The organism is Flavobacterium branchiophilum FL-15 (genome assembly GCF_000253275.1).
Taxonomy (GTDB): Bacteria; Bacteroidota; Bacteroidia; order Flavobacteriales; family Flavobacteriaceae; genus Flavobacterium; species Flavobacterium branchiophilum.
Genome location: NC_016001.1, coordinates 2065978 through 2089073 on the forward strand (window position 1 = coordinate 2065978; position 23096 = coordinate 2089073).

Consider the following 23096-nt stretch of genomic DNA (forward strand, 5'->3'; position numbering starts at 1 on the left):
ATGAAGTAGCGGTTTTTGAAAACTGATGCTTCATTTTAGCACTTAACTTTCTTTGATTCACAAAGTTTACTTTTAGCACTAAACCCGCCATTTCATAAATATGCGGTGAGGCGATCGTTATTTAAATTCGCTTTCCATTCGATTAAATATTTGTTCAATTTCTTTCCAGTTAGTTTTATTAGTAGGTGCTTTGTCAAGTAGCAAAAGTTTTGAGTAAAATTCTTCTTTTCTTTCTTTATGCTCTTCAACTAATCTTTGTTTGTCTATTTTTATAGGTCCCCACTCTTTAGAAACAGTTAACTCAACTTGCTTGTCCATTTCAGCAAAGAAAGACTGACCAAATATTTTAATTTTAGTTACAAAATCAGAATAGTCCATTTCGAAACTGCCGTCCTTCGCTGTCCACAAATTTATTCCATTTTCTAAAGTATGTTCTGTCTCCCAAACAAGTCTCACTATATCATTTCTTCTAAAAAAAGACAAATTTGGTCCGCCAATTAAGTGTATAGAATTAAAAGATCTTTCACAAGTCCAAGAAATTAGTTTTTCGTATTCGTCAAAATAAACATCATTATTTTCTTCTTTGTCAGTGTCTAATATTTCCAACCATTTTTTTTGCGTCAGTTTGAATTTTTTTTAAATCCTCAGTCAAATCGTAAAGTTCTTTGGGAATTGTCTCTCTTATTTTGTCAAAAATCCCAGTGAAGTCCTCTATAAATCTCGACAACTGATAGTCATTATATGGTGTAGGTTTATCTCCCCAATAATTCATTACCTCTAATGAATATTCATAAATTATTTCGTTTCCGAATTTCAACCATAAGTCTCCATCTGTTAATGCAAACCAATGTAATGACAATTCAGTCTCTTGTCCCCAAGGAATAATGTTTTCTAATTCTCTTAATTTAAAATTTATCACTGTCGTTTTTTATAATATATCCAACGTCAGTCTGTGAAAAAACTGCCGTTAAATATTTTTCAAAAATAATAAAAAACATTGAAATAAAATAGCATTTATTTATAAATTTTCATAAAAAAAGAGGAACTAAATCCTCTTGAAATGCTAGCAAAAACTTTTTGATTAACCCATAAGGGGTGTGCATGTAATCGGTTTAACTGATGGGTTTTATTTTTTATAGGTATTCGTTGATTACAATTAATTGCACGTCTTTCAGTCGCAACGAAAGGCTAGCTGTTGGTGGCAGTAGCTTTTATTTTTTTCTAAATAGTAGTCTTTCACCAGAATCTGGATCTCCAACAAAATGCCACAGAATCAATTTTTCTTCTTCCATAAATAACTCGAATTCAATTCCAAAAGCATCTTCTTTTTTAAGACTATTTTCAAAATTTAGAAACAAAATCCAGTTTTCATCTTCAAAATCTTTTCCTATTTTCCAAGTTCCTTTTTTATTTATAAAATCTTTATTTTTATTCTCTCTAAATACTTCTACAAAGTTTGGTAAATTTGTTGTTTCAAATTCTCCATTGCTATTTAAACTCAATTCAACTTTTCTATTTTCATATTCCATTTTATTAATCAATGCGTAACTATATTTATCTATTTCCCAAGTTCCAATAAAATCTCTTTCCACTGGTTTTTCAGTTAGATTTTTTGTAGTAATTCCGTTAACTGGACTTACATTAAAATATCTACAACTTGTGATTGACAAAATAACAATTACAAATAATAATTTTTTCATAAGTTTCTGTTTTTAAGCATTTTGGGTAAACTTACTGCCAACGGCAGACTGTGAAAAAACGAACTCAAAAAGAGAAAGAATTCGGATACCTGTCGGAGAAAAATTCCATACAGCCAATTCTCAAAGACTCATTTTGAGTTTTTTCACAGTCTGACGGTCCTCGGCTTGGCGATGTGGCGGATAATAAGCACAAATGTACATAAAAAATCCAAATGTTCGAACTGGCACTAATGTTTCTAAAAAAGCACTAAACCCGCCATATCGCCAAACCGATGTTGTGCGTTCGTTTTTTTATTTACACATTGCATTTAAATAAAAACTTAAACTTTGTCCACTTTTTTTCCAACTATCCATTGATTTTTCTCTGAAAAAGCTTGTTTCTGTCGCTGACATTGCCGTTGATATTCCAAAATATTTGCTTTTCTCGTTTGCTTTTTTGCTTTCAACCCATTGAATTGTAATTGCAATATCTTCTGTTTCCTTATCTAAATAAATTTCATATGGTTTTAAGTCTAAATTAAACCAACCTTTAAATTCATCTTTGATTTCAAAAACAATATCTTTTTCAACAATAAGTTCTGCTGGAAATCCATTTTCTATTTTATAAAAATTCAACCTAAATTTTAGAGAACTAAATTCATTAGAAGTTATGTTGAAATTTAAATCATTTATTTTGCAATCTTTCTTTAGTTTGAATTTCATTCCTATTTCTTTACTCAATCGGTCATCAACATCTTTTTCGTAATAATTATAAAAATTAAAGTGCATAAGTCCAAAACCTTTTGAATTTCTTCCAAGTGTTTTTGGTTTTGGTTTTACAAGTTTCACTACAACTTCATCTAATTGGTTTTCTTCTGGTTCTAATTCAATTACGTTATTTGAAAGATTAAGTTTTGATATTGCAATTGTTTTAGTTTGATAGCCAACATAAGAAAATGAAACTAAATCATTTTCATTAATCTTTTCATTAATTTTTAAAGAAAATTTACCGTCAGAATTTGATACAGTTCCTGTATTTTTATTTGAAATTCCAATATTAGCATATTGTAAGTTAGTTTTGTTTTCAGCATCTTTAATTTCTCCGTTTATTATTTTTTCTTGAGAAAAAGAATTAATTGATATTGCTAATAAAAGAAAAATGTATAATTTCATAAATTGTTGATTTTCTGTTTCGTTCAGCTAAAATAACGCACAATCGAGTCACGCAGGGGAATTTCACCCCTACGTTCTCACGGAACCGTGCTTGAAAGTCTCCCTTCACACGGCTCTTCATAGTATTAAATCACACAAATATAAATATATTTATGGATGTACCAATAACCAATGTAAGAATAAATTAGTTATTGGCTGTGATTTTGTTTCGTAATAATCAATCATCCCATTTCTGGTTGTTAATTGTTAGTAAAACTTACTATGCCTAGCCCTTTGCTCCATACTCATTACAAGTACTTCATCACTACTACGACTAGGTCTGCCCCCTATATCTCAACCACATCCTTTGTTGTCTGTTTCCTCTTGCGATTTGGCAGAACGATATAGAGTTCACTTGTTCCTTAAAACAGCCTATTGATGCGTCTTGCCAACTTAACCCCGGATGCCGTGTATTCAGTAATCAGGTTTCCAATACACTCTATCATAGGTACAAACGTAACTACCTATTTTTGACATCGCCTTTTGCGCTTACGAGGCTTCATCATTGGTTCAGAGCTACGCTCGCCTCCTTCTAAATAAAGTGTTTTTACACATTATTTCTCGGACATGTTCAACTCACATAAACACACCTACAGCAATCTTGTTGCCGTTTTTCTTTGTCGCTCACCACACCATAGTTTCCTAATAATGCAGCACAAAGTGGTTTACGGATTATTTTTTAATGTTTTTTTGGTATCCGTGCATCCGCTTCGCTCAAGTAGTAACTACTCCTGAAAGTCGTCACTGAGAGACCTACTCTCATCTGTTTTAAAGCATCAACAACTACGTTGTTGTTCAAGTCACACACGTTTTGCATATTTATGAAGTGGCGGACTTTTGAAAACGGATTTTTCAGTTTAGCATTAATGTTTATTTGAAAACCAAATGTTCAATTTAGCACTGAAGCCGCCATTTTGCCAAACTGCTGTTAGCCGTTCGTTGTTTTTTCGTTCGTTATAAATTCTGTTTTATATTTCATTAATTGTCTAATTGAAGTCAAGTGTCCAAATAATACGATTGGTACAATAAAAGTCGGCAACCAACTAAATGGAAAATTTAAAATCGCAATGTTCGGTTGGTCAAAAGCAAATTTTTGAATAGGTGAAGGTGCTGAAAATAAAGCATTCAGAACAATGTTTGCTAAAAGCCCAAGGCATATAAAATTCCATAGTAAAATTGTTTTTTTGTTCAGTTTTGTTTTCGTCAGTCCGAAGTACGCAATAATTGGTGCAGAAAATCCAGCAAGAATGTCAAAGTTTCTACCTTCAAAAGTCATCAGTTCTGGAATAGCTTTGTTGATAAATAGCCAAAATAAAACTATTTCAACTGGTATTCTCACAATGTTTATGTAAGTCAAGTTTTTAAGTGGTAAGCTGTCAATAAATTGTCTGCCTTTTGACGTTGCGAACAATAAAATAATTGTCAAAATTGTTGGCAAAATTCCTGTCAATATAATTTTTGGTGGAAACGTTTTTGTGTCAGAGTTGTAAATATTTTTTAAAGTCAAAACTGCTTGAATTGTCAACCAAATTGTTAAACCGATAAAAATTGGCATTGCTTTTTTTCGTGTTAGTTCAGAATTTGAGTTCTTAATTGTCCAAATAAATAGGAACAAAGTTGTAACTGTTGTCAGTCCAAAAGTCAACGAAATATATGTCGGTAAATTCTCAATCATTTTTCTCTTTGTTTAATTTTGGCAGTGTCGTTCTACAATGACGGCTAATCGAGTCACGCAGGGGAATTTCACCCCTACGTTCTCACGGAACCGTGCTTGAAATGAAATTCGACGTAGTCAAAGACTCCCTTCACACGGCTCTTCATAGTATTAAATCACACAAATATAATTATATTTATGGATATACCAATAACCAATGTACAAATAAATTAGTTATTGGCTGTGATTTTGTTTCGTAATAATCAATCATCCCATTTCTGGTTGTTAATTGTTAGTAAAACTTACTATGCCTAGCCCTTTGCTCCATTTCCATTACAGAAACTTCATAACTACTACGACTAGGTCTACCCCCTATATCTCAACCACATCCTTTGTTGTCTGTTTCCTCTTGCGATTTGGCAGAACGATATAGAGTTCACTTGTTCCTTAAAACAGCCTATTGATGCATCTTGCCAACTTAACCCCGGATGCCGTGTATTCAGTAATCAGGTTTCCAATACACTGGGTCATAGGTACAAACGTAACTACCTATTTTTGACATCGTCTTTTGCGCTTACGAGGCTTCGTCATTGGTTCACTCACGTTCAACTCACATAAACACACCTACAGCAATCTTGTTGCCGTTTTTCTTTGTCGCTCACCACACCATAGTTTCCTAATAATGCAGCACAAAGTGGTTTACGGATTATTTTTTAATGTTTTTTTGGTATCCGTGCATCCGCTTCGCTCAAGTAGTAACTACTCCTGAAAGTCGTCACTGAGAGACCTACTCTCATCTGTTTTAAAGCATCAACAACTGCGTTGTTGTTCAAGTCACACACGGTTTTCGGCTTTAAGAAGTTGGGGATTTGTAAGCCCGAAACTTTCGATTAATCACTAACTTCAAAAGTACAAAACAAACTTTAAATTAAGCCCGAAAACCCCAATTTCTTAAAACCGCTGTTACCAGCTGTTTTTTTTCTGAACGTGAATTTAAAATTTAAGTTCCTTTTCTAATTTAGATTTTAGCATTTCCCATCTCGTATCTACAAATTCTACAAATTTTTCAAAATCAGTAATTTTAGGCAAAATTTGTTTTTCAAAATCAACTTTATTTGTTTTTGCCCATTCTTCAAAAGTTTTGTCTCCTTTTGATTTATTCTCATTACTATCTAGCATTTGCAGATTTACGATTCCATTATAACACCAACTTTCAGTGTAATATTCTCCATTTTCTTGGTTTAAATTAATTCCAACTTTTTTTAAGTTTTTATTACTGAAATGGCTAATTGGAAAAATATGGTCTTTGTTAAAGTCGTTATTTTTATAATCTAAATGTGGATATAATAGTGCTAATATTGGAAAAGCATACCTGTCTTCGTAAGTTGTATGTAATAAATTATGGATGGATTCTTCATCCATTGTTATAGATTTTCTAGTTTTTGATAATCTTTTAGCTATTTCTTTTGCTGGAAATATATCTATTCCTTTTTTTACTTCTTCTTTTACAACATCACGAATAAGCTTTAGTATAATATCTGCTTGTCCTCCAAAGATTCTTTTCAAAAGAACTGTATGAAACCAACGTTTTATCATTTCTCTATCTTCTTTGTAAGCGACTTTAGTAGTAAATTGGTTTGTACGTTTATTGACATACAAATAATGGATTATGGGAAGTAGAGCATTTTTTGATGTTATTGTTCTTTCTACATATCCAAAATCCTTAACTAATTCTAAAGTTTCTACAATTGCTTCACGAATATCTGTCCAATTGTCTTTAAATTCTTTAGCATTTGCAAGTGAAAAATTTGTTACTCGAAATTTAATATCATCACTAAAGATGAGTAAGTAGGCTCTAATTATTAAGTCTTTGTCAATTACAACTTCTGTAGAATTCCAGATTTCATCAATTAAATTGTTGAATTCGTCTCTTGCCGAGACTGTTTTTGAAGACCAACCTGAAATAAGTGTTGACATTATTAAGTCTGAATATGATAACTTTTCCCCACCGCTGTTAATACGAATGAAAATGTTTAACGCTTTATCATAATCTTGTTCTAGTTCCAAGTAATAATTTATTAAAGTTTTAACGTGAATCACGTCGAAAAGTTTTGATAATGTATTACTTATATATTCGTTCGAATCCCATTCTTTTGTTTTAAGATATTGATTTAATTCAAATGTTCCATTTAACTGTAATATTTGACCAACTTCAAACCAAATTTTTTCTGAATTTTCTAACTCCTCATTGGTTAGAAATCTGAAATCAAAAACTCTTCCATCTTCATTTTCATCTTCATCAATAGAGTTTTTGGTTAAGCAAAGATATAATTTCTTGTTTGGCAACGAATGTTCATTATCTTTCCACGCAAAATTTTTCTTTTTGTTTGCGTATGACCCTTTTAGTCCAATATATAATGCCGTAAGTCTTTGTTGACCGTCTAACACTGCTTCAAAGTCAGGAATTGAATTTGTGTTTACTTCTTGACAATGTACATTATATTTTTCTCTATAATTCTTCAAAACACTATAAAAACGAAGGTCTGTTTTGTTTTCTCCTTGAACTTTCCACATTAATAACGAACCAATAGGATAGTTTCTCATTAGACTGTCAAATAACAATTCTATTTGGTGTGAACTCCATACAAATTCTCTTTGTATTGCAGGAAGTAAGTATTGATTATAATCTATTTTGTCGATAGCTTGTTTTATAGAAATTGGTGGATAATAACTCATTGTCTTAATTGATTTTCTTTTGTTTATATATTATTTTCTATCGAGTTTTTTTAGCAAAATAGCTGGTAACTAGTAGATATACGAAAGTTATTGCGTTTTTAACATTCTATATCCACTTCACAAAAGTACAAACAAAAAAAATACTTTGCAACTTTTTTATAAAAAAGCCACATGAATAAATATTATCGTAAAACAAACGTATCATTACAACTTATTTATTTTCAAAAAAGTGCCAGCAGTTTGTTGCTGTATGTTCAGGGTTACTCTTGTGGAGTCTAACTGAAGGTCGCCCTTGGGCTATGGATGAAAGGTCGCTACATTTTTTGTAGGTCATCTTGTTTTTGAAAAAAAAGCTGCTTGAATAGGGTTTGTTAAAAATGGTTTGCTAACTTTAATTTATTTTTAATGTAAAATTTGCTTTTGCTTTTATCACTCGTATATCCACTACAAACATAAAACTATTTTTTTATTTCTGAAAACTATTTTTACATTTTTTTGTTCCAATACCATGAGGGAAGTTAGAGGTAAGAGGTACGAGGTTAGAAATTAGAAGCAAGAAGTTAGAAACAAGAAGTTAGAAACAAGAAGTTAGAAACAAGAAGTTAGAAATTAGAAGTTAGAAACAAGAAATTAGAAGTGGGAGAACGAAAAGAAAGAAGTTTGAAAAAAACTTTGGTGAGTGGAGACTGTCTGTTGGGGGTTGCCCGCATGAGGGATAGAGCAAGGCACCATGTGCTCGTGATAGCCCGACGGCAAAAAAAGGAAGCCCCGCCTGAAGGGTTTGGGGCGTGGGGGCTTTCTTTTTTTTGCCGGCATGCCCTAATGGTTTTGGTGTTTGTTTGATACTGTCCTAAAAAAGTGGTAGTGTACTAAATAGCTTATGTCTTTTAACTTGATGGATACAAACTAAAAAAACCTTTGTCATTTTTTGTTGAAAAATAGACAAAGGTTTTGTGCTTCATTTTGGTGTAAGGCTATTTTGTTGGGGGTGTTTCAACTATTTCTAGTTCAAAAATGATGTTTGAATTTGGCGGAATAATGTTTCCTGCTCCTCTTTCGCCATAAGCTAATTTTGATGGGATAAAAATGGTGGCTTTGTCGTTGTAGTTGAGCAACTCAATGGCTTCTATAAAACCTGGTATCAGGCCTTGTTTGTTGCCATATTGAAAAGGAAAAGGTTGGTAGCCGTTTTGATTGGCTCTGTTTTGGTCGAAGGTGCCAAACTCTTTGGTTACGGCTTCGTAGTTACTGTCAAACAGGGTGCCGTCTTCTAAATAGCCCGCATAATATACATAAACATTGGTACCTGTTGTTGGTTTTTTGGCTGCGGCATCTTTTTTAATTACATATTGAAGCCCCGACTCGGAGGTAGCTGCAGTGGCTTTTATGGCTTTTAAGGCCATGGCTTTTTGTGCCAAAACAGCTCCATATTGTTCAAGGTACAATTTTTTGGCGGCCATGTCGGCTTCTGCTTTCTTTATTCGGGCTTCTTCTTGTATGGCTGCTTGTTTTTTGTCTTCTTCTGCTTTTCCTGCGTAATAAGCGGCAAATACTTTTGAGGCATCAAATTTGGTGGCAGCTATTCCTTTGCGTTTGATGGTTATTTTTTTGATGACATCGTCTTGTGCTATGCTATTTACAACGTTTTGTCCGCTGGTTACATAACCAAAAATGGTGTGTTTGCCCGTAAGCCAAGGAGTGTCTTTGTGTGTAATAAAAAACTGTGACCCGTTTGTAGCGGGGCCTGAATTGGCCATGGCCAAAATACCTGCTTTGTCAAATTTGGCATCGGTTATTTCGTCTTTAAAGCTGTAACCTGGTCCACCAGAGCCATTGCCTAGAGGGTCGCCCCCTTGAATCATAAAATCTTTGATGACTCTATGAAATTTTAATCCATCATAAAAAGGTTTGTTTTTGACATTGGGTGTTGTTACATATTCATTTTTTCCTTCGGCCAAAGAGATAAAACTGGCAACTGTAATAGGGGTTTTTGTAAATTCGAGTTGAACTACTATTTTACCTTTGGAGGTTTCTATTTCTGCAAAAATTCCTTGGTTGGTTGTTTTTGAAGGCATTACCGCTTTTTTTGCAACTCCTTGTGTAGGTGCTGCTTTTTTTGGACCTGGTTTGATTTTGTTTTGAGCTTGTAGTCCTGCAAACCCTAAAAATAATAGGGCTAATAAAAATTTGTTTTTCATATTTTGGTGTTTTTTATGTTATTATTATTTTAATATATACCTAAATTCAGGGCAACTTTTTTGCTGGATTATTTGTTTTCTTTTAATTGTACTTCAAAAATAATATTGGCATTTGGAGGAATAACATTTCCTGCACCTGCCTCGCCATAGCCTAAATTAGCTGGAATAAATAAGACCCATTTATCGCCAAAATTCATTTTTGAAACCCCTTCGTTAAATCCAGGTATAAATGGATAATTACCCGCAATACATTCAAAAGGAAGATACTGATGGGCATCGGCACGACCTTGATCAAACTTTCCATTTTCTTTTGCGGCACTTTCCATACTTGTATCAAAAAGGGTTCCATCTTCTAAAAAACCTGCATAATCTACATAAACTGTTGCTCCATTATTTGGTTTTTTGCCTGTTCCTTTTTGAATAATACAATATGATAATCCCGAACTTGTTTTGATGGCTTTTGCTTTTAAGGATTTAAAATAGTTTACTTTTTCTGTTTGACTGATTTTAGCATTTTCGGTATTGCTTTTTTTCAATTGGGTTTCTGAAGCAAAATAATCACTAAAAACTTTTACTGCATCAAATTTTTTAGCAGACTCGCCTACTCTTATAATACTTACTCTAGAAATAACATCATTTGTAACAATTTTATTTACAACTTCGATCCCATTTTCTATTACTTGCCCAAAAATGGTATGCTTGTTGTCGAGCCAAGGTGTTGGAACATGAGTTATAAAAAACTGTGAACTATTGGTTGCAGGTCCAGAGTTTGCCATGGCCAAAATACCTTCTTTATCAAATTTTAAATCACAAAATTCGTCTTTAAAACTATATCCTGTGCCTCCTGCACCAGTGCCATCGGGGTCTCCACCTTGTATCATAAAATTAGGAATCACACGATGAAACAAAAGTCCATCAAAAAAAGGTTTTCCCTTGCGATCTCCGTTTACAAAAGTGTTTTTACCTTCGGCCAAAGTTACAAAATTTGCCACGGTAACAGGAGCTTTTTGATAATTCAAGTCTAATAAAATGGTACCTTTGCTGGTAATGATTTCAGCATACAGTCCATCTTTCAAATTTTTGTGCTCTTCTTTACAAGAAAATAAAGCAATTGTTAAAAATAATAATAATCCTATTTTTTTCATATTTTTGTATTTTTTGTTTGTGTTTTCAATTGTATAATTGATAATTATTTAATGTCATTTAGAGTAACAGTACAAATCAATGGCTGGTTACTACCAATTTTATGATTATCGCCATGGTATCCAAAAGCAATATGAGATGGAAAAATAAATTTAACCGTTTCGTTTTTGTGCATTAATTTGATTCCGTCTCGAAGTCCCATCATGATATTTTGTTTATCCACAAGATAATTTTGGGTTTGTAATTCGTTTTTAGAATATATAACTGCCCCATTCAATTGTTTAATTTCATAATCAAAAATAGCAACATTACCCCTTTTTGGCTTGAGAGTATCCTTTGTATTTTGATTTTCATAAGCATACCAATACCCTTTTGAAGAGGCTATGTAATGAGATGCTGTATCGGCTTTTATCAGTTGGGCAATGGCACTTTCTTCTTGAGCAATTAACTTTTTGTTTCGTTCTGCGGATTCTTTCATAAAAGTTCCAGACGATTGCGATACGGGTTTTCTGGCCTGCTGCTGTTGGGAACAATTGATAAATAAACAACTAGTTATGGCACAAATTAGGACTGTTTTTAAACTCATCTTTTTTTTATTTTATTTATAAAGGGTATTCTGTTTCATACATTTAAATGCTTTTTTTGCTAGTGTAACAACATTATAAATCCCATTTTTGATTATTGATTTCAACTTCAACAGAACAAAAATACACTTTTGAATTGAAATTTACAAAAATGAATCTGGCAAATTACATATTTTGAATAATAGCGATAAATCGTTGGATGGTTTCGTTTAATGGAAGTACCGATTTGCCACCTGCGGCATTGATGTGCCCGCCACCATCAAAATATTGTCGAGCAAATTGATTGACATCAAAACTACCTTGGCTTCTAAACGAAATTTTTATCAAACTTTCGTCTTGTTGTTCTATAAAAATGGCCGAAAAATGTATGCCTTTGATAGACAAACCATAATTGACAATGCCTTCTGTATCTCCTTTTACATAATTAAAGGCTTTCAAATCTTGATGTGAAAGTACAAAATAAGCTGTTTTTAGCTCTGGCAAAACAATCATTTTTTGCAAAGCTCTACCTAATAATTGTAGTCTATCATACGAATTGTTATCAAATAATAGTACCGGAATTTGGGTATTGTCTGCACCTAAATCTATCAATTCTGCTACAATTTGATGTGTTCGACCCGTAGTTTTTGGAAATTTAAAACCGCCAGAATCTGTCAAAATGCCAGTATAAATACATGTAGCTATAATTTGATCTAAAAAATGTTTTTGATTTAAACCTACAATAAAATCATACACCATTTCGCACGTAGAACCTTTACTGGTATCCGAAAATGTAAACTCAGCATAGTCATCTGGCGTTTGGTGGTGGTCTATCATTACAAAAACGGCTTGTAATGTTTTCAAAACCTGTTCCATATCGCCCGTTCGGTGAAACGCATTAAAATCTAACGTAAATATAACATCCGAAGTATTTAATATATTTGAAGTAAATTCTTTGTTTTCTTCATAAATCAGTACCGCATCTGCACCAGGCATCCAGGCTAAAAAATCAGGAAAACGGTTTGGAGCAATCAAATATACGTCGTGTCCCCATTTTTTTAAAAAATGATACATGGCCAATGTAGATCCCATGGCATCGCCATCTGGGTTGCGATGTGGTATTATACTTATTTTTTGTGGAATTGATAGCTTTTGTTGTAAGGCTGTAAATCTGTTTGTCATTAGTTAAATATTTTTTGCAAATGTAATACGAAATGGAATGAATTTGCCAATGAATTGAATTTGTATGAAAAAATTAACATCCTATTTATCAATCAGTACATTCCATCAAGAGTAAATCTCCTTCGGAATGACTAATGGTTACGATGCCATCTGATGCTACATGATTGCTATTTCCTGCCCGATAGCCTAAAATTAGCGTGTCGTCTTGAAGGGAATAAAATAAATTTTGTGTATGAATTCCTTTTACAACTCCAATGGGAATTAATGAAATAATGCTGTCTTTGGGATACCATTTTTTAAACTGTTTGGGCAATAAAAATATTTTGGAATAATCGTCCAAAATCACAATTTTAAGATATTCTCTATACCTTACAATATTAGATATATTTGTAAAATTATGATCTGCTCTTCTACCAGTTGCCCAAACCACATTTACAGCCGTAAATTGTGCTGCTATCAAATAGTCAAATGCTTTTTCTAAATCGGTTTTATTTTGATCAGGTGTTGAAATTATTGTAATATTATCTTGTAAATTTTGGTAATAATTAGCGTCAAAATTTCTATCAAAATCTCCTAATAATACATCAATTTTTATATCTAAACTCAAAACTCTCTCAATTGCAGCATCTAGCACAATAACTTTGGGCGACCATTCTAATAATTGTGCTAACAACTCCATACTACACGAAGCCCCATTTGCAATGATTAATGCAGGCTCTTGATCGCCTTTGATGATGTGGTGTGAGGACATGTATTAATATTAATTCAGAGTTTAAAAAAAAGGTTAAATATTGATAAAAAAAATCACTTTATTGAACCGTATAGGTTAAATTATCAGTTTCGCCCAAGGAAAAATAGCCTAAAGGATAGTTTGATTCGTTGGTTTGATTTGTAATATTACCCCTCAAAGTAGCAGGAGGTGTACTAAAAGGGCTACCACCACTTGAGCCCGAAACTTCTATCAATTTATTCATATAATTATAATATTCTAATGAAATACCTTGCAAACTGTATTGCAAAATGGAGCCTGTTTTCAAATCTATATCAGTATAAAAACGAAACATTTGATTGCCTTGAAAAAATTTGTCGTCTATGGCTCTATAATCCGTTGTTACTTTAATATCTTGTTTGACACCCGTCAAATAATAATTATTTTCAAGAGGATTGTCTTGAAAAAAACATTTCACTTGAATAACATTTGTACCTCCAAACCCCGGTAATTCTATTTGTTCTACATTAGTATTAAAACTTGGTGCTGCCATCAACCTGTCAGTTGCAGAATAAGTTTCGCCTTTATATAGGATATACAATTGATAATTTTGATTTATAATTGGTACAAAATTATTACATATATACACACCCGTATTAGCATTTGTTTCAATAAAGTTAAAGGTTGTTCCATTATTTGTAGTTATATACACCGTAGCTCCCGAAACTACAGGCACAGTATTGCTATAATAATCATTTGTTGTAGATAATTTAATCATTTGTGTAGCTCCAGAAGTGCCTTTTTGCCATTTGATTACAGCATCAACTACTAATTTTGGAGTGGCAGTATCCAACTTGACATCTACAACATCTTGGCATCCGATCAACCAAAACAAACTGAACAAAATGCTCGTTTTTAGAAATATTTTTTTCATAATTAATGTTATTTATTATTATTTTATTTAAAACAAAATATTCTTATTTTTTTTATATTTATCATCCTAATTTAAGGTATAATAAATGTAATAATTAAAATTTAAAATTATACGAAACAGAAGGTACAATTCCAAAAATAGAAAGTCTTACAGCCTCGTTATTGCCCGTTTCACTATTTTGATTAAAACTCATCGAAGCTGTATTTTTTCGTCCATATACGTTATAAATACTAAAAACCCATTCGCTTTTCCATTTATTTACACTAGCCGATTTTGGAGTGAGTGTGGCCGATAGATCCAAATGGTGGTAAGCAGGCAATCTATTTTCGTTTCTGGCACCATAACTAGGCACTACAATGCCTTGAAATTGGTATTGTCCATTTGGATAGGTTACGGGTTGTCCGCTTTGCAATGTAAAATTGGCACCAAAAGTCCATTTTTTGTTCCAATTATACGAAGCTGTTACAGCCAAATTATGCAGTTTATCATAAGCTGATTTGTACCAATTGCCGTTGTTGATTCCTATTTCGCTTGCCGTTCTTCCTGGAGTTTGTTGTTCTGATTTTGATATAGTATATGCCAACCAACCATTTAATTTACCAGTGTTTTTTCGTATTAAAAATTCCAAACCATAAGATCGCATTTTACCATTCAAAATCACTTGTTCTAATGCCTCATTTGCTACCAAATCGGCTCCATCTATGTAATCAATTCTATTTTTAATTTTCTTATAAAAAGTTTCTAACTCAAGTGAATAAGCATCGTCCTTAAAATTTTTGAAATACCCAATTGCCACTTGATCTGCTAGTTGCGGGTGTATATAACGGTCGCTTGGTGTCCAAACATCTAGCGGTGTTGGCGATGCCGTATTGGAAATCAGTTGTAAGTATTGCACCATTCTATTATAACTTGCTTTAATAGATTCGTTGTCGTTGATTTCATAAGCAGCAGCAAATCGGGGTTCTAAATTGTTAAAAGAAGCCATGATTTGATTTTTGCTAAAATCCTGTGAAGCAATTGGTGTTGCTTTTTGATAAATTTTCAAATTAGCATCATATAATACAGGATTGTCGTTTGAGTAAATATTTTCTTTGGAAGCACCAATTCTGTAAAACATACTATAGCGTAATCCATACTGAATGGCTAACTTTGAATTGATTTTTTGCTCTGCATCAAAATATACTGCTGGTTCAAATGCGTATTTTTTGTCTAATTGTCTGAAATTAATAAACGAATTGCTGCCAGATGGAGCAATTGTTCCTGGATTAAAATGATAATAAATAGCATTGGCTCCAAAATTAAATTTGGTTTTATTTGATAAATAATATTTAAAATCGTATTTAACATTTACATTTTTAATGCCAGAATCCCAATTGAATCCAATAAAATCTAGTATTAAACCATAATAATAATCACTATAAATTAATGATAGATTTGAAAATAATTTATCATTAAATAGATGGTTCCATCTCAAATTTAAAGTAGCATTCCCATAAGTATTTGTAAATGATTGATTTAACGAAAAAACATCACGACCAAAGTAGCCCGATAAATATAAACTGTTGTTTTTGTCGAGTTTGTAATTTAATTTGGTATTCAAATCATAAAAATAGGCTACATTTTTATTGTTTGCTAATTTCAAAAACAAATGTGCATACGACGCTCTACCTCCAATTAAAAAAGATCCTTTGTCTTTTACTATGGGTCCTTCGGCTAATAATCTACTGGTAATCAAGCCAATACCTCCATTCATTTCAAACTTTTTGCTGTTGCCATCTTTTTGATAAATATCCAAAACGGCCGAGGCTCTGCCGCCAAAACGGGCAGGAATTCCTCCTTTATACAATTTTAAATCCTTTATGGCATCAGGGTTAAAAACAGAAAAAAATCCAAAAACATGTGATGAATTATAGATGGTTGCTTCGTCTAGCAGGATTAAATTTTGGTCTGCCCCCCCACCCCTAACATTAAATCCAGAGGCTCCCTCGCCCGCATTGGTTACACCAGGCAAAAACAATAATGATTTGATTACATCTACTTCGCCCATAACCACGGGCATTTTTTTGATGTTTGCGATAGACAGTTTATTGACACTCATTTCTGGTTTTCGGGTGTTGGTGGATGTTTTTTCAGCAACTACTACTTCTTTCAAAACCTCTTCGCTTGGCAACAATGCAACATTCTTTTTGGTGTTTTGAGTAAGTTCAATTTGTTGCTCTATCGTTTGATAGCCAATAGCACTTATACTTATTTTGTATGTTCCTTTGGGCAATGTTATCGAGTAAAACCCATACTCGTTGGTAACAGCAGTAGATTTTGCATTGACCACTACATTTACACCAATCAAAGTTTCGTTATTTTGAGCATCGGCAACAATACCACTTAGGGTATATTTTTCTTGTGAAAATGCTTCAAATGAAAATAATATTACCGTAAGTAAAAATACTATTTTAATAAATTTCATAATATATTTGATTTTAATATTTTAACATTCATATAGCAATGACGTTTGGTTAAGCATTAATTTATATCAGTAATCTTTGTCAAAGTTTTTATCATTTACAAATATTAAGTACAATCATTACTTTATTTCATTTTACCAAACAACATTAAAATTTAATGGTATTGTTAATTAATTTATAAGACTTCAAGCTTCACTCCTATTATAATGATAAAGGTTAGTTCCATTATAGCAGTGTTTTTGCGTTGAGGAAAGCAGTGGAAATCATTTTTTGAGGCTTTTTCTGCCACAAAAAAGATTATTTCACAATATTTCATTTCTTTTGGAGTTCAATGAACGTTGTTTGGAACGAATAGCCCGACCCTTGTGGTAACGCCCAAAAAATATTAATGCTATTTGTTTCTTTATTTAAAATTTAGCTAAAAAAACCTAATCAAGAAATGATTAGGTTTTATAAGCAACATTTATTATTTTACATCCATTAATTCTACATCAAAAATAAGGGTAGCATTTGGAGGAATTACCCCCCCTGCTCCGTTGGCACCATAGCCAAGGTGAGAAGGAATTACAAATCGGGCTTTGTCGCCAACTTGCAATAAGGCAATACCTTCGTCCCAACCTTCAATAACATGTCCACGTCCCAGCGGAAATTCAATTGGTTTTTTGCGAGTATATGAACTGTCAAATACTTTACCGTCTTCTAATTGACCCGCATAATGAACAGAAACCGTTTTGCCATTTTCGGCTTTTTTTCCAGAGCCTTTTTGAATCATTTGATAACGTAAACCACTTGCTGTTTTTTCAAATCCTGCGGCTAATTTTTCCATTTTAGCCTCAGCCTCTGCTCTCAATTGGGCTTCTCTTTTAGCTCTTGATCCTTCAAAAACTCTAAAAGCTTCCACAGCATTCCACTTTTGGGCATCGTCGCCTTGACGAATAATTTCTAATTGTTCCAACACATCACCTTGTGCAATTGCATCTACAATATCCTGACCTTCAACTACATGACCAAAAACGGTATGTTTGTTATCTAACCAAGGTGTTGCTACATGGGTTATAAAAAATTGAGATCCATTGGTGCCAGGGCCTGCATTTGCCATAGACAAAACGCCTGGTTGATCGTGTTTCAAAGTGGGATGAAATTCGTCATCAAATTTGTATCCAGGGCCGCCTGTTCCAGTACCTTGAGGGCATCCTCCTTGAATCATAAAATCAGGAATGACTCTATGAAATTTCAATCCATCATAATATTTTGTACCTTGTGGTTTGATGCTATTTTCTAAATTACCTTCGGCCAAAGCAACAAAATTGCCTACTGTTCCTGGTGTTAGATCATGTGTAAGTTTTACTAAAATACTTCCTTTTGAAGTGTTGAATTTAGCATATATTCCGTTTTCCATTGCTAATTGTTTATTGTTTTTTTTAAAAAAGGCAAATTTAGTATTATAAATATGAAAATAAAAATTTATGTAAAGATTATTGAGCAAAAAACCTACTAATTAGTAGGTTCTTCTGCTTTTTGTACCTGAACAAACAAAGTTTGATTGGCTTCGTCTAAATCCATAAAAATGTCGTCGCCACTGTCTATTTTTGAGGTAATGATTTCTTCAGCTAATGCGTCTTCTACATATTTTTGAATGGCTCTTTTAAGCGGTCTGGCCCCAAACTGTTTGTCAAAACCTTTGTCGGCAATATAGGACTTGGCTTTGTCAGACATCGTTAATTGATAGCCTAAATCTTTGATTCGAGCATATAATTTGGACAATTCAATATCTATTATTTTATCTATATCATGTTTTTCCAATGCGTTAAAAACAATGACATCGTCTATTCTATTTAAAAATTCAGGTGCAAATGCTTTTTTTAGTGCATTTTCTATGATGCTTTTAGAATTGTCATCGGCTTGTGAAATTTTGGCTGCCGTACCAAAACCAACGCCTTGTCCAAAATCTTTCAATTGTCTGGCACCAATATTAGAAGTCATGATAATAATGGTATTTCTAAAATCAATTTTTCGCCCTAAACTGTCTGTCAAATAACCATCATCGAGTACTTGGAGCATCATATTAAACACATCTGGATGGGCCTTTTCTATTTCGTCCAAAAGTACTACACAATATGGTTTTCTTCTTACTTTTTCTGTCAATTGACCACCTTCTTCATAACCAACATAGCCTGGAGGAGCACCAATTAATCGAGAGATAGCAAATTTTTCCATATATTCACTCATATCGATTCTGATTAAGGCATCGTCTGCATCAAATAATTCACGGGCAATCACTTTGGCCAATTGTGTTTTTCCAACACCTGTTTGTCCTAAAAAGATGAACGATCCAATGGGTTTGTTTGGGTCTTTAAGTCCTGCTCTATTGCGTTGAATAGACCGTGCAATTTTCATGACAGCATCGTCCTGTCCAATTACCTTACCTTGTATGAGTTCTGGTAATTTGGCTAATTTGTTACTTTCTGTTTGGGCTATTCTGTTTACAGGAATACCTGTCATCATGGATACTACATCTGCAACATTATCTTCTGTAACTACAATTTTATTATTTTTGGCATCCGTTTCCCATTGTTCTTGAGCAATAGCCAATTCTTTTTCAATTCTTTTTTCGTCGTCTCTCAATCGTGCTGCTTCTTCATACTTCTGTTTTTTCACGACTTCATTTTTCAATACCTTGATGTCTTCTAATTGACGTTCAAAATCAATTATTTGTTTTGGCACTTCTATGTTTGTAATGTGCACTCTCGATCCTGCCTCGTCTAGTGCATCAATCGCTTTGTCTGGCAAAAACCTTTCAGACATATAACGGTCTGTTAATTTTACACATGCTTCGATGGCTTCAGACGTATAAGTTACATTGTGGTGGTCTTCGTATTTGTTTTTGATGTTGTTCAATATTGTAATCGTTTCTGGCACAGTTGTAGGTTCTACAATTACTTTTTGAAAACGTCTTTCCAAAGCACCATCTTTTTCTATATATTGTCGGTATTCGTCTAGAGTAGTAGCACCAATACATTGAATTTCGCCACGAGCCAAAGCAGGTTTAAACATATTAGAAGCATCCAACGATCCTGCGGCTCCACCAGCTCCAACAATGGTATGAATTTCGTCTATAAACAAAATAATATCATCATTTTTTTCAAGTTCGTTCATTACTGCTTTCATACGCTCTTCAAATTGGCCTCGGTATTTTGTTCCTGCTACAAGTGTTGCCAAATCTAGTGTAACTACACGCTTGTTGAACAAAATTCGAGATACCTTTTTTTGAATAATTCGCAATGCCAAACCTTCGGCAATTGCAGATTTACCTACTCCAGGTTCACCAATCAATAACGGGTTGTTTTTTTTACGACGGCTTAAAATTTGAGACACTCTTTCGATTTCTTTTTCTCGACCAACAACTGGGTCTAATTTGCCTTCTTCTGCCATTTCGGTTAAATCTCTTCCAAAATTATCTAAAACAGGGGTTTTCGATTTTTTATTGGTTCTAGATACTGGATTATTAAAATTAGCTTCACGGCTGTTGTCATCGTTTCCAATGTTGTCGCCAAAAGCATCATTTTGAGGTAAATTCTCTAAAAATTCTTCTTGTTTTGGGGTCATATTGATATATTGTTCTTTTGCTGCATCATAATCGATATTCATTCGATTGAGTAATTTTGTGGTGGCATCTCCATCATTTCTTAAAATACATAACAATAAATGGGCTGTATTGATGGATGAACTCTGAAAAACTTTTGCTTCTAAATAGGTAGTTTTCAAAGCACGCTCGGCCTGGCGGGTTAAGTGCAATTTTTTATTCAAATTTGTTTCAAAAATTGGATTTGCCGGACTTAAAATTTCAAACTTATGTTTTAAAATTTCTAAATCAACATCTAAATTTTTTAAAATTTCAACCGCTTTTCCTGCTCCAATATGCAATATTCCAAGCATGAAATGTTCTGTTCCAACAAAATCATGACGCAAGCGTAAAGCTTCACTTTGACTAATTTCAATAACGTCTTTTACTCTAGGCGAAAAGTTTTCATCCATGATAATTTATTTCTTGATGTGATTTGATTTAATTTAATACAAATATACAAAAACCATTCCTTATTCAAACATGCTTTTGCTTTCTATCTTTTAATATATTGAATTTTCCCAAATTTGTATTACTAAAAACTGTTTGATAAATAAAATTGTGTATGCTATTTTAATTTAAAAAAAACTTAATTAAATTAAAATTTCACAAGAAAAGTTTTTATTTCGAAACCTCTTTTAACAGTAACACTTACTTCATCTCCTGCATTATATAATGCCAAACATTCCATATAACTATACACTTCTTTTATTTCGCAAGTACCGATTTTTGTAATGACATCTCCAGACAAAATACCTGCCAATTGGGCAGGTCTGCCATCTGTAACCCCGTCTATATGAAGTCCATCGCCATGGTCTGTATAATCTGGCATAACGCCTAGTGTTACTTTATATTTTGCGGTTGTTTTTCCTGCATTTAATTTTGTTTTAGTAAATGGAATTTCAGGAGCATTTGCTAACATATCCGTTATTCTAAAAACATAGTCGATAATAGTCGATACCCCAAAATAATTGATTTTGTCTTCGTCGTCACTTGGCTTGTGATAGTCTTCATGAGTACCCGTAAAGAAAAATAAAACTGGAATATCCTTCAGATAAAAAGAGGTATGATCTGATGGCCCTACGCCGCTTTCGTCTAAAGTGATATGAAATCCCGCTGGTTTATTTTTTTCGATTATACTTTTATACAAAGGACTAGTACCCGTTCCTCCAATTGTAAGTTCTTTTTTAGCATTAAGCCTTCCAATCATGTCCATATTAAGCATCGAAACACAATTTTGATAATTACTTTTAACTTGTTCCGCAAAATGTTTAGAACCCATTAACCCGTCTTCTTCTCCAGAAAATAAAACAAATACAAAATTGGCTTGTTCTTGCGTTGTATTGGAAGCTAGTATTCTGGCCAATTCCAAAACTCCAGCTACTCCAGACGCATTGTCATCTGCTCCGTTATGAATTTCGCCTTCTGAATTGGCTTTTGTAGAATGATGGTGTTCATTTAAACCTAAATGATCATAATGTGCTCCAATAATAATTGTTTTGGAGGCATGATTGTCTAAATAGCCTATGACATTTTGTCCTATAATTTCTTGGCCATTTGATACTGATGTATCGTGTGGATTTGTATTGAACTTATAATGAAATTTTTGACTATAAGACTTGTCTTTCAATGGTTTTAAACCTATTTTTTTAAACTCATTTGCTAAATATTGTGCCGCAATTGCTTCTTCCTTCGACCCCGTCAATCTGCCCTTCAAGGCGTCGGAAGCTAAATAACTGATATGTGATTTTACATTTGTGCTATTTACTTGTTCCATAACGTCTGTTTCTACCCAATCTGCAATAAAAACGTTGGTTTCTCTGGGTTTGTCTTGTTGTCTATTACTCGAAAAAACCAATTTTTTACCATCGGGCGAAAACATAGGAAAGGCATTAAACTCGCTTTCAAAAGTAATTTGTTTTAAATTTTCACCATTTGTATCTATCATATACAACTGAAAATCATAGCCTCTTGTGGCATGATGGTTGGAAGAAAATATTATTTTTTTGTCTGATGGATGAAAAAATGGAGCCCAATTGGCTTTGCCTAAATGTGTAATTTGCTTCAAATCAGAGCCATCAACATTGCAAGTATATATTTCCATTTCAGTAGGTGCCACTACATTTTCGCTCAACAACGATTTATACTCTTCGATTTCTTGGGTTGTTTTGGGTCTTGATGATCTAAAAACAAGTTTTTTACTATCATGCGAAAAAAAACTGCCTCCATCGTATCCTAAACCGCTTGTGATTTGTTTTAAATTTGATCCATCAATATTCATAGTCCATAATTCCAAATCACCACTTCTAATGCTTGTAAATGCTATTTTTTTTCCATCGGGCGACACCACAGCTTCCGCATCATATCCTGGAGAGTTGGTCAATTGTTTAACTATATTTCCTTGTAAATCAGCAATATAAATATCAAATTCAGGATATACAGCCCAAAGGTATTTACCATCTTTAGCCTTTGGTGGTGCAGGACATTGCTCTGAAACTCCGTGGGTAGAAGCATATAATATATGTTTGCCATCGGGCATAAAATAAGAACAAGTAGTCCTTCCTTTGCCGTTTGAAATGCGTTGCAAACTATTGGTATTAAGGTTTTTTTGTTGTAAATCCAGTAAATAAATTTGATCACAAGCAGCTCCAATTGTAGTATTGGTAACTTGTAGGGTTAGTTTTTGACTATCTGGGCTAAAATACGCTTCTGCATTATCGCCACCAAAAGTAAGTTTTTTGATATTTTTTAAATTCTTTTCTTGTGAATAAGAAATATTAATAATATTAAATATTAATAAAATACATACAAATACTATTTTTTTTAAGTTCATAGTTTATAAATTTTAATTCAAAATACAAGACCTCGGTGGTTATATTGCAAAATTATTAAAAATTATATAATATTTCAATTTTTTAAAACAAATAATTCAATAGCAAAGGACATTTAAAATAAAATTTTTATTTTTTTCCTGTATAGTCGCTTTTTTTAATCTTTAGCAT

At 33.0% G+C, this 23096-nt stretch carries 16 protein-coding genes; all 16 read right to left on the reverse strand.

Features of this window, described 5'->3' with window-relative positions; translation table 11 throughout:
• Nucleotides 1-117: 117 nt before the first annotated feature.
• Nucleotides 118-606: a DUF5984 family protein gene (locus FBFL15_RS08905; protein ID WP_044032227.1), complete on the reverse strand. Its 489-nt coding sequence runs from the start codon at nt 604-606 to the stop codon at nt 118-120.
• Nucleotides 587-919 (reverse strand): DUF5984 family protein, encoded by a 333-nt coding sequence (locus FBFL15_RS08910; RefSeq protein ID WP_044032228.1) that lies wholly within the window; start codon nt 917-919, stop codon nt 587-589. Before FBFL15_RS08910 ends, FBFL15_RS08905 begins: the two co-directional genes overlap by 20 nt.
• A 292-nt stretch (nt 920-1211) precedes the next feature.
• Nucleotides 1212-1700: a hypothetical protein gene (locus FBFL15_RS08915; RefSeq protein ID WP_014084281.1), complete on the reverse strand. Its 489-nt coding sequence runs from the start codon at nt 1698-1700 to the stop codon at nt 1212-1214.
• Nucleotides 1701-1991: 291 nt separating this feature from the next.
• A complete protein-coding gene (locus FBFL15_RS08920) occupies nt 1992-2852 on the reverse strand; it encodes a carboxypeptidase-like regulatory domain-containing protein (protein WP_014084282.1) in 861 nt (286 codons plus the stop codon).
• Between the two features lie 967 nt (nt 2853-3819).
• Nucleotides 3820-4566: a hypothetical protein gene (locus FBFL15_RS08925; RefSeq protein WP_014084283.1), complete on the reverse strand. Its 747-nt coding sequence runs from the start codon at nt 4564-4566 to the stop codon at nt 3820-3822.
• 972 nt (nt 4567-5538) lie between these two features.
• Nucleotides 5539-7281 (reverse strand): DUF262 domain-containing protein, encoded by a 1743-nt coding sequence (locus FBFL15_RS08930; RefSeq protein ID WP_014084284.1) that lies wholly within the window; start codon nt 7279-7281, stop codon nt 5539-5541.
• Between the two features lie 974 nt (nt 7282-8255).
• Nucleotides 8256-9479: a peptidylprolyl isomerase gene (locus tag FBFL15_RS08935; protein ID WP_014084285.1), complete on the reverse strand. Its 1224-nt coding sequence runs from the start codon at nt 9477-9479 to the stop codon at nt 8256-8258.
• Nucleotides 9480-9547: 68 nt separating this feature from the next.
• Nucleotides 9548-10624: a peptidylprolyl isomerase gene (locus FBFL15_RS08940; protein WP_014084286.1), complete on the reverse strand. Its 1077-nt coding sequence runs from the start codon at nt 10622-10624 to the stop codon at nt 9548-9550.
• A gap of 44 nt (nt 10625-10668) precedes the next feature.
• The gene (gldI, locus tag FBFL15_RS08945) at nt 10669-11208 is read right to left on the reverse strand and encodes a gliding motility-associated peptidyl-prolyl isomerase GldI (protein WP_014084287.1); all 540 of its coding nucleotides are present in this window, start codon (nt 11206-11208) and stop codon (nt 10669-10671) included.
• 163 nt (nt 11209-11371) lie between these two features.
• Entirely contained in the window at nt 11372-12367 is a 996-nt protein-coding gene (locus tag FBFL15_RS08950) for a DHH family phosphoesterase (RefSeq protein ID WP_014084288.1), read from the reverse strand.
• A gap of 88 nt (nt 12368-12455) precedes the next feature.
• The gene (locus tag FBFL15_RS08955) at nt 12456-13118 is read right to left on the reverse strand and encodes a thiamine diphosphokinase (RefSeq protein WP_014084289.1); all 663 of its coding nucleotides are present in this window, start codon (nt 13116-13118) and stop codon (nt 12456-12458) included.
• Between the two features lie 58 nt (nt 13119-13176).
• Nucleotides 13177-14010: a DUF4249 domain-containing protein gene (locus FBFL15_RS08960; protein WP_014084290.1), complete on the reverse strand. Its 834-nt coding sequence runs from the start codon at nt 14008-14010 to the stop codon at nt 13177-13179.
• 94 nt (nt 14011-14104) lie between these two features.
• Nucleotides 14105-16474, reverse strand: a complete 2370-nt coding sequence (locus FBFL15_RS08965) for a TonB-dependent receptor (protein ID WP_014084291.1) — start codon at nt 16472-16474, stop codon at nt 14105-14107.
• A gap of 464 nt (nt 16475-16938) precedes the next feature.
• A complete protein-coding gene (locus FBFL15_RS08970; RefSeq protein ID WP_014084292.1) occupies nt 16939-17871 on the reverse strand; it encodes a peptidylprolyl isomerase in 933 nt (310 codons plus the stop codon).
• A gap of 95 nt (nt 17872-17966) precedes the next feature.
• A complete protein-coding gene (locus FBFL15_RS08975; protein ID WP_014084293.1) occupies nt 17967-20507 on the reverse strand; it encodes an ATP-dependent Clp protease ATP-binding subunit in 2541 nt (846 codons plus the stop codon).
• A 185-nt stretch (nt 20508-20692) separates the two neighbouring features.
• Nucleotides 20693-22927 carry a M20/M25/M40 family metallo-hydrolase gene (locus tag FBFL15_RS08980; RefSeq protein WP_014084294.1) on the reverse strand — a complete coding sequence of 745 codons (2235 nt, stop codon included), beginning with the start codon at nt 22925-22927 and terminating at the stop codon, nt 20693-20695.
• Nucleotides 22928-23096 lie beyond the last annotated feature (169 nt).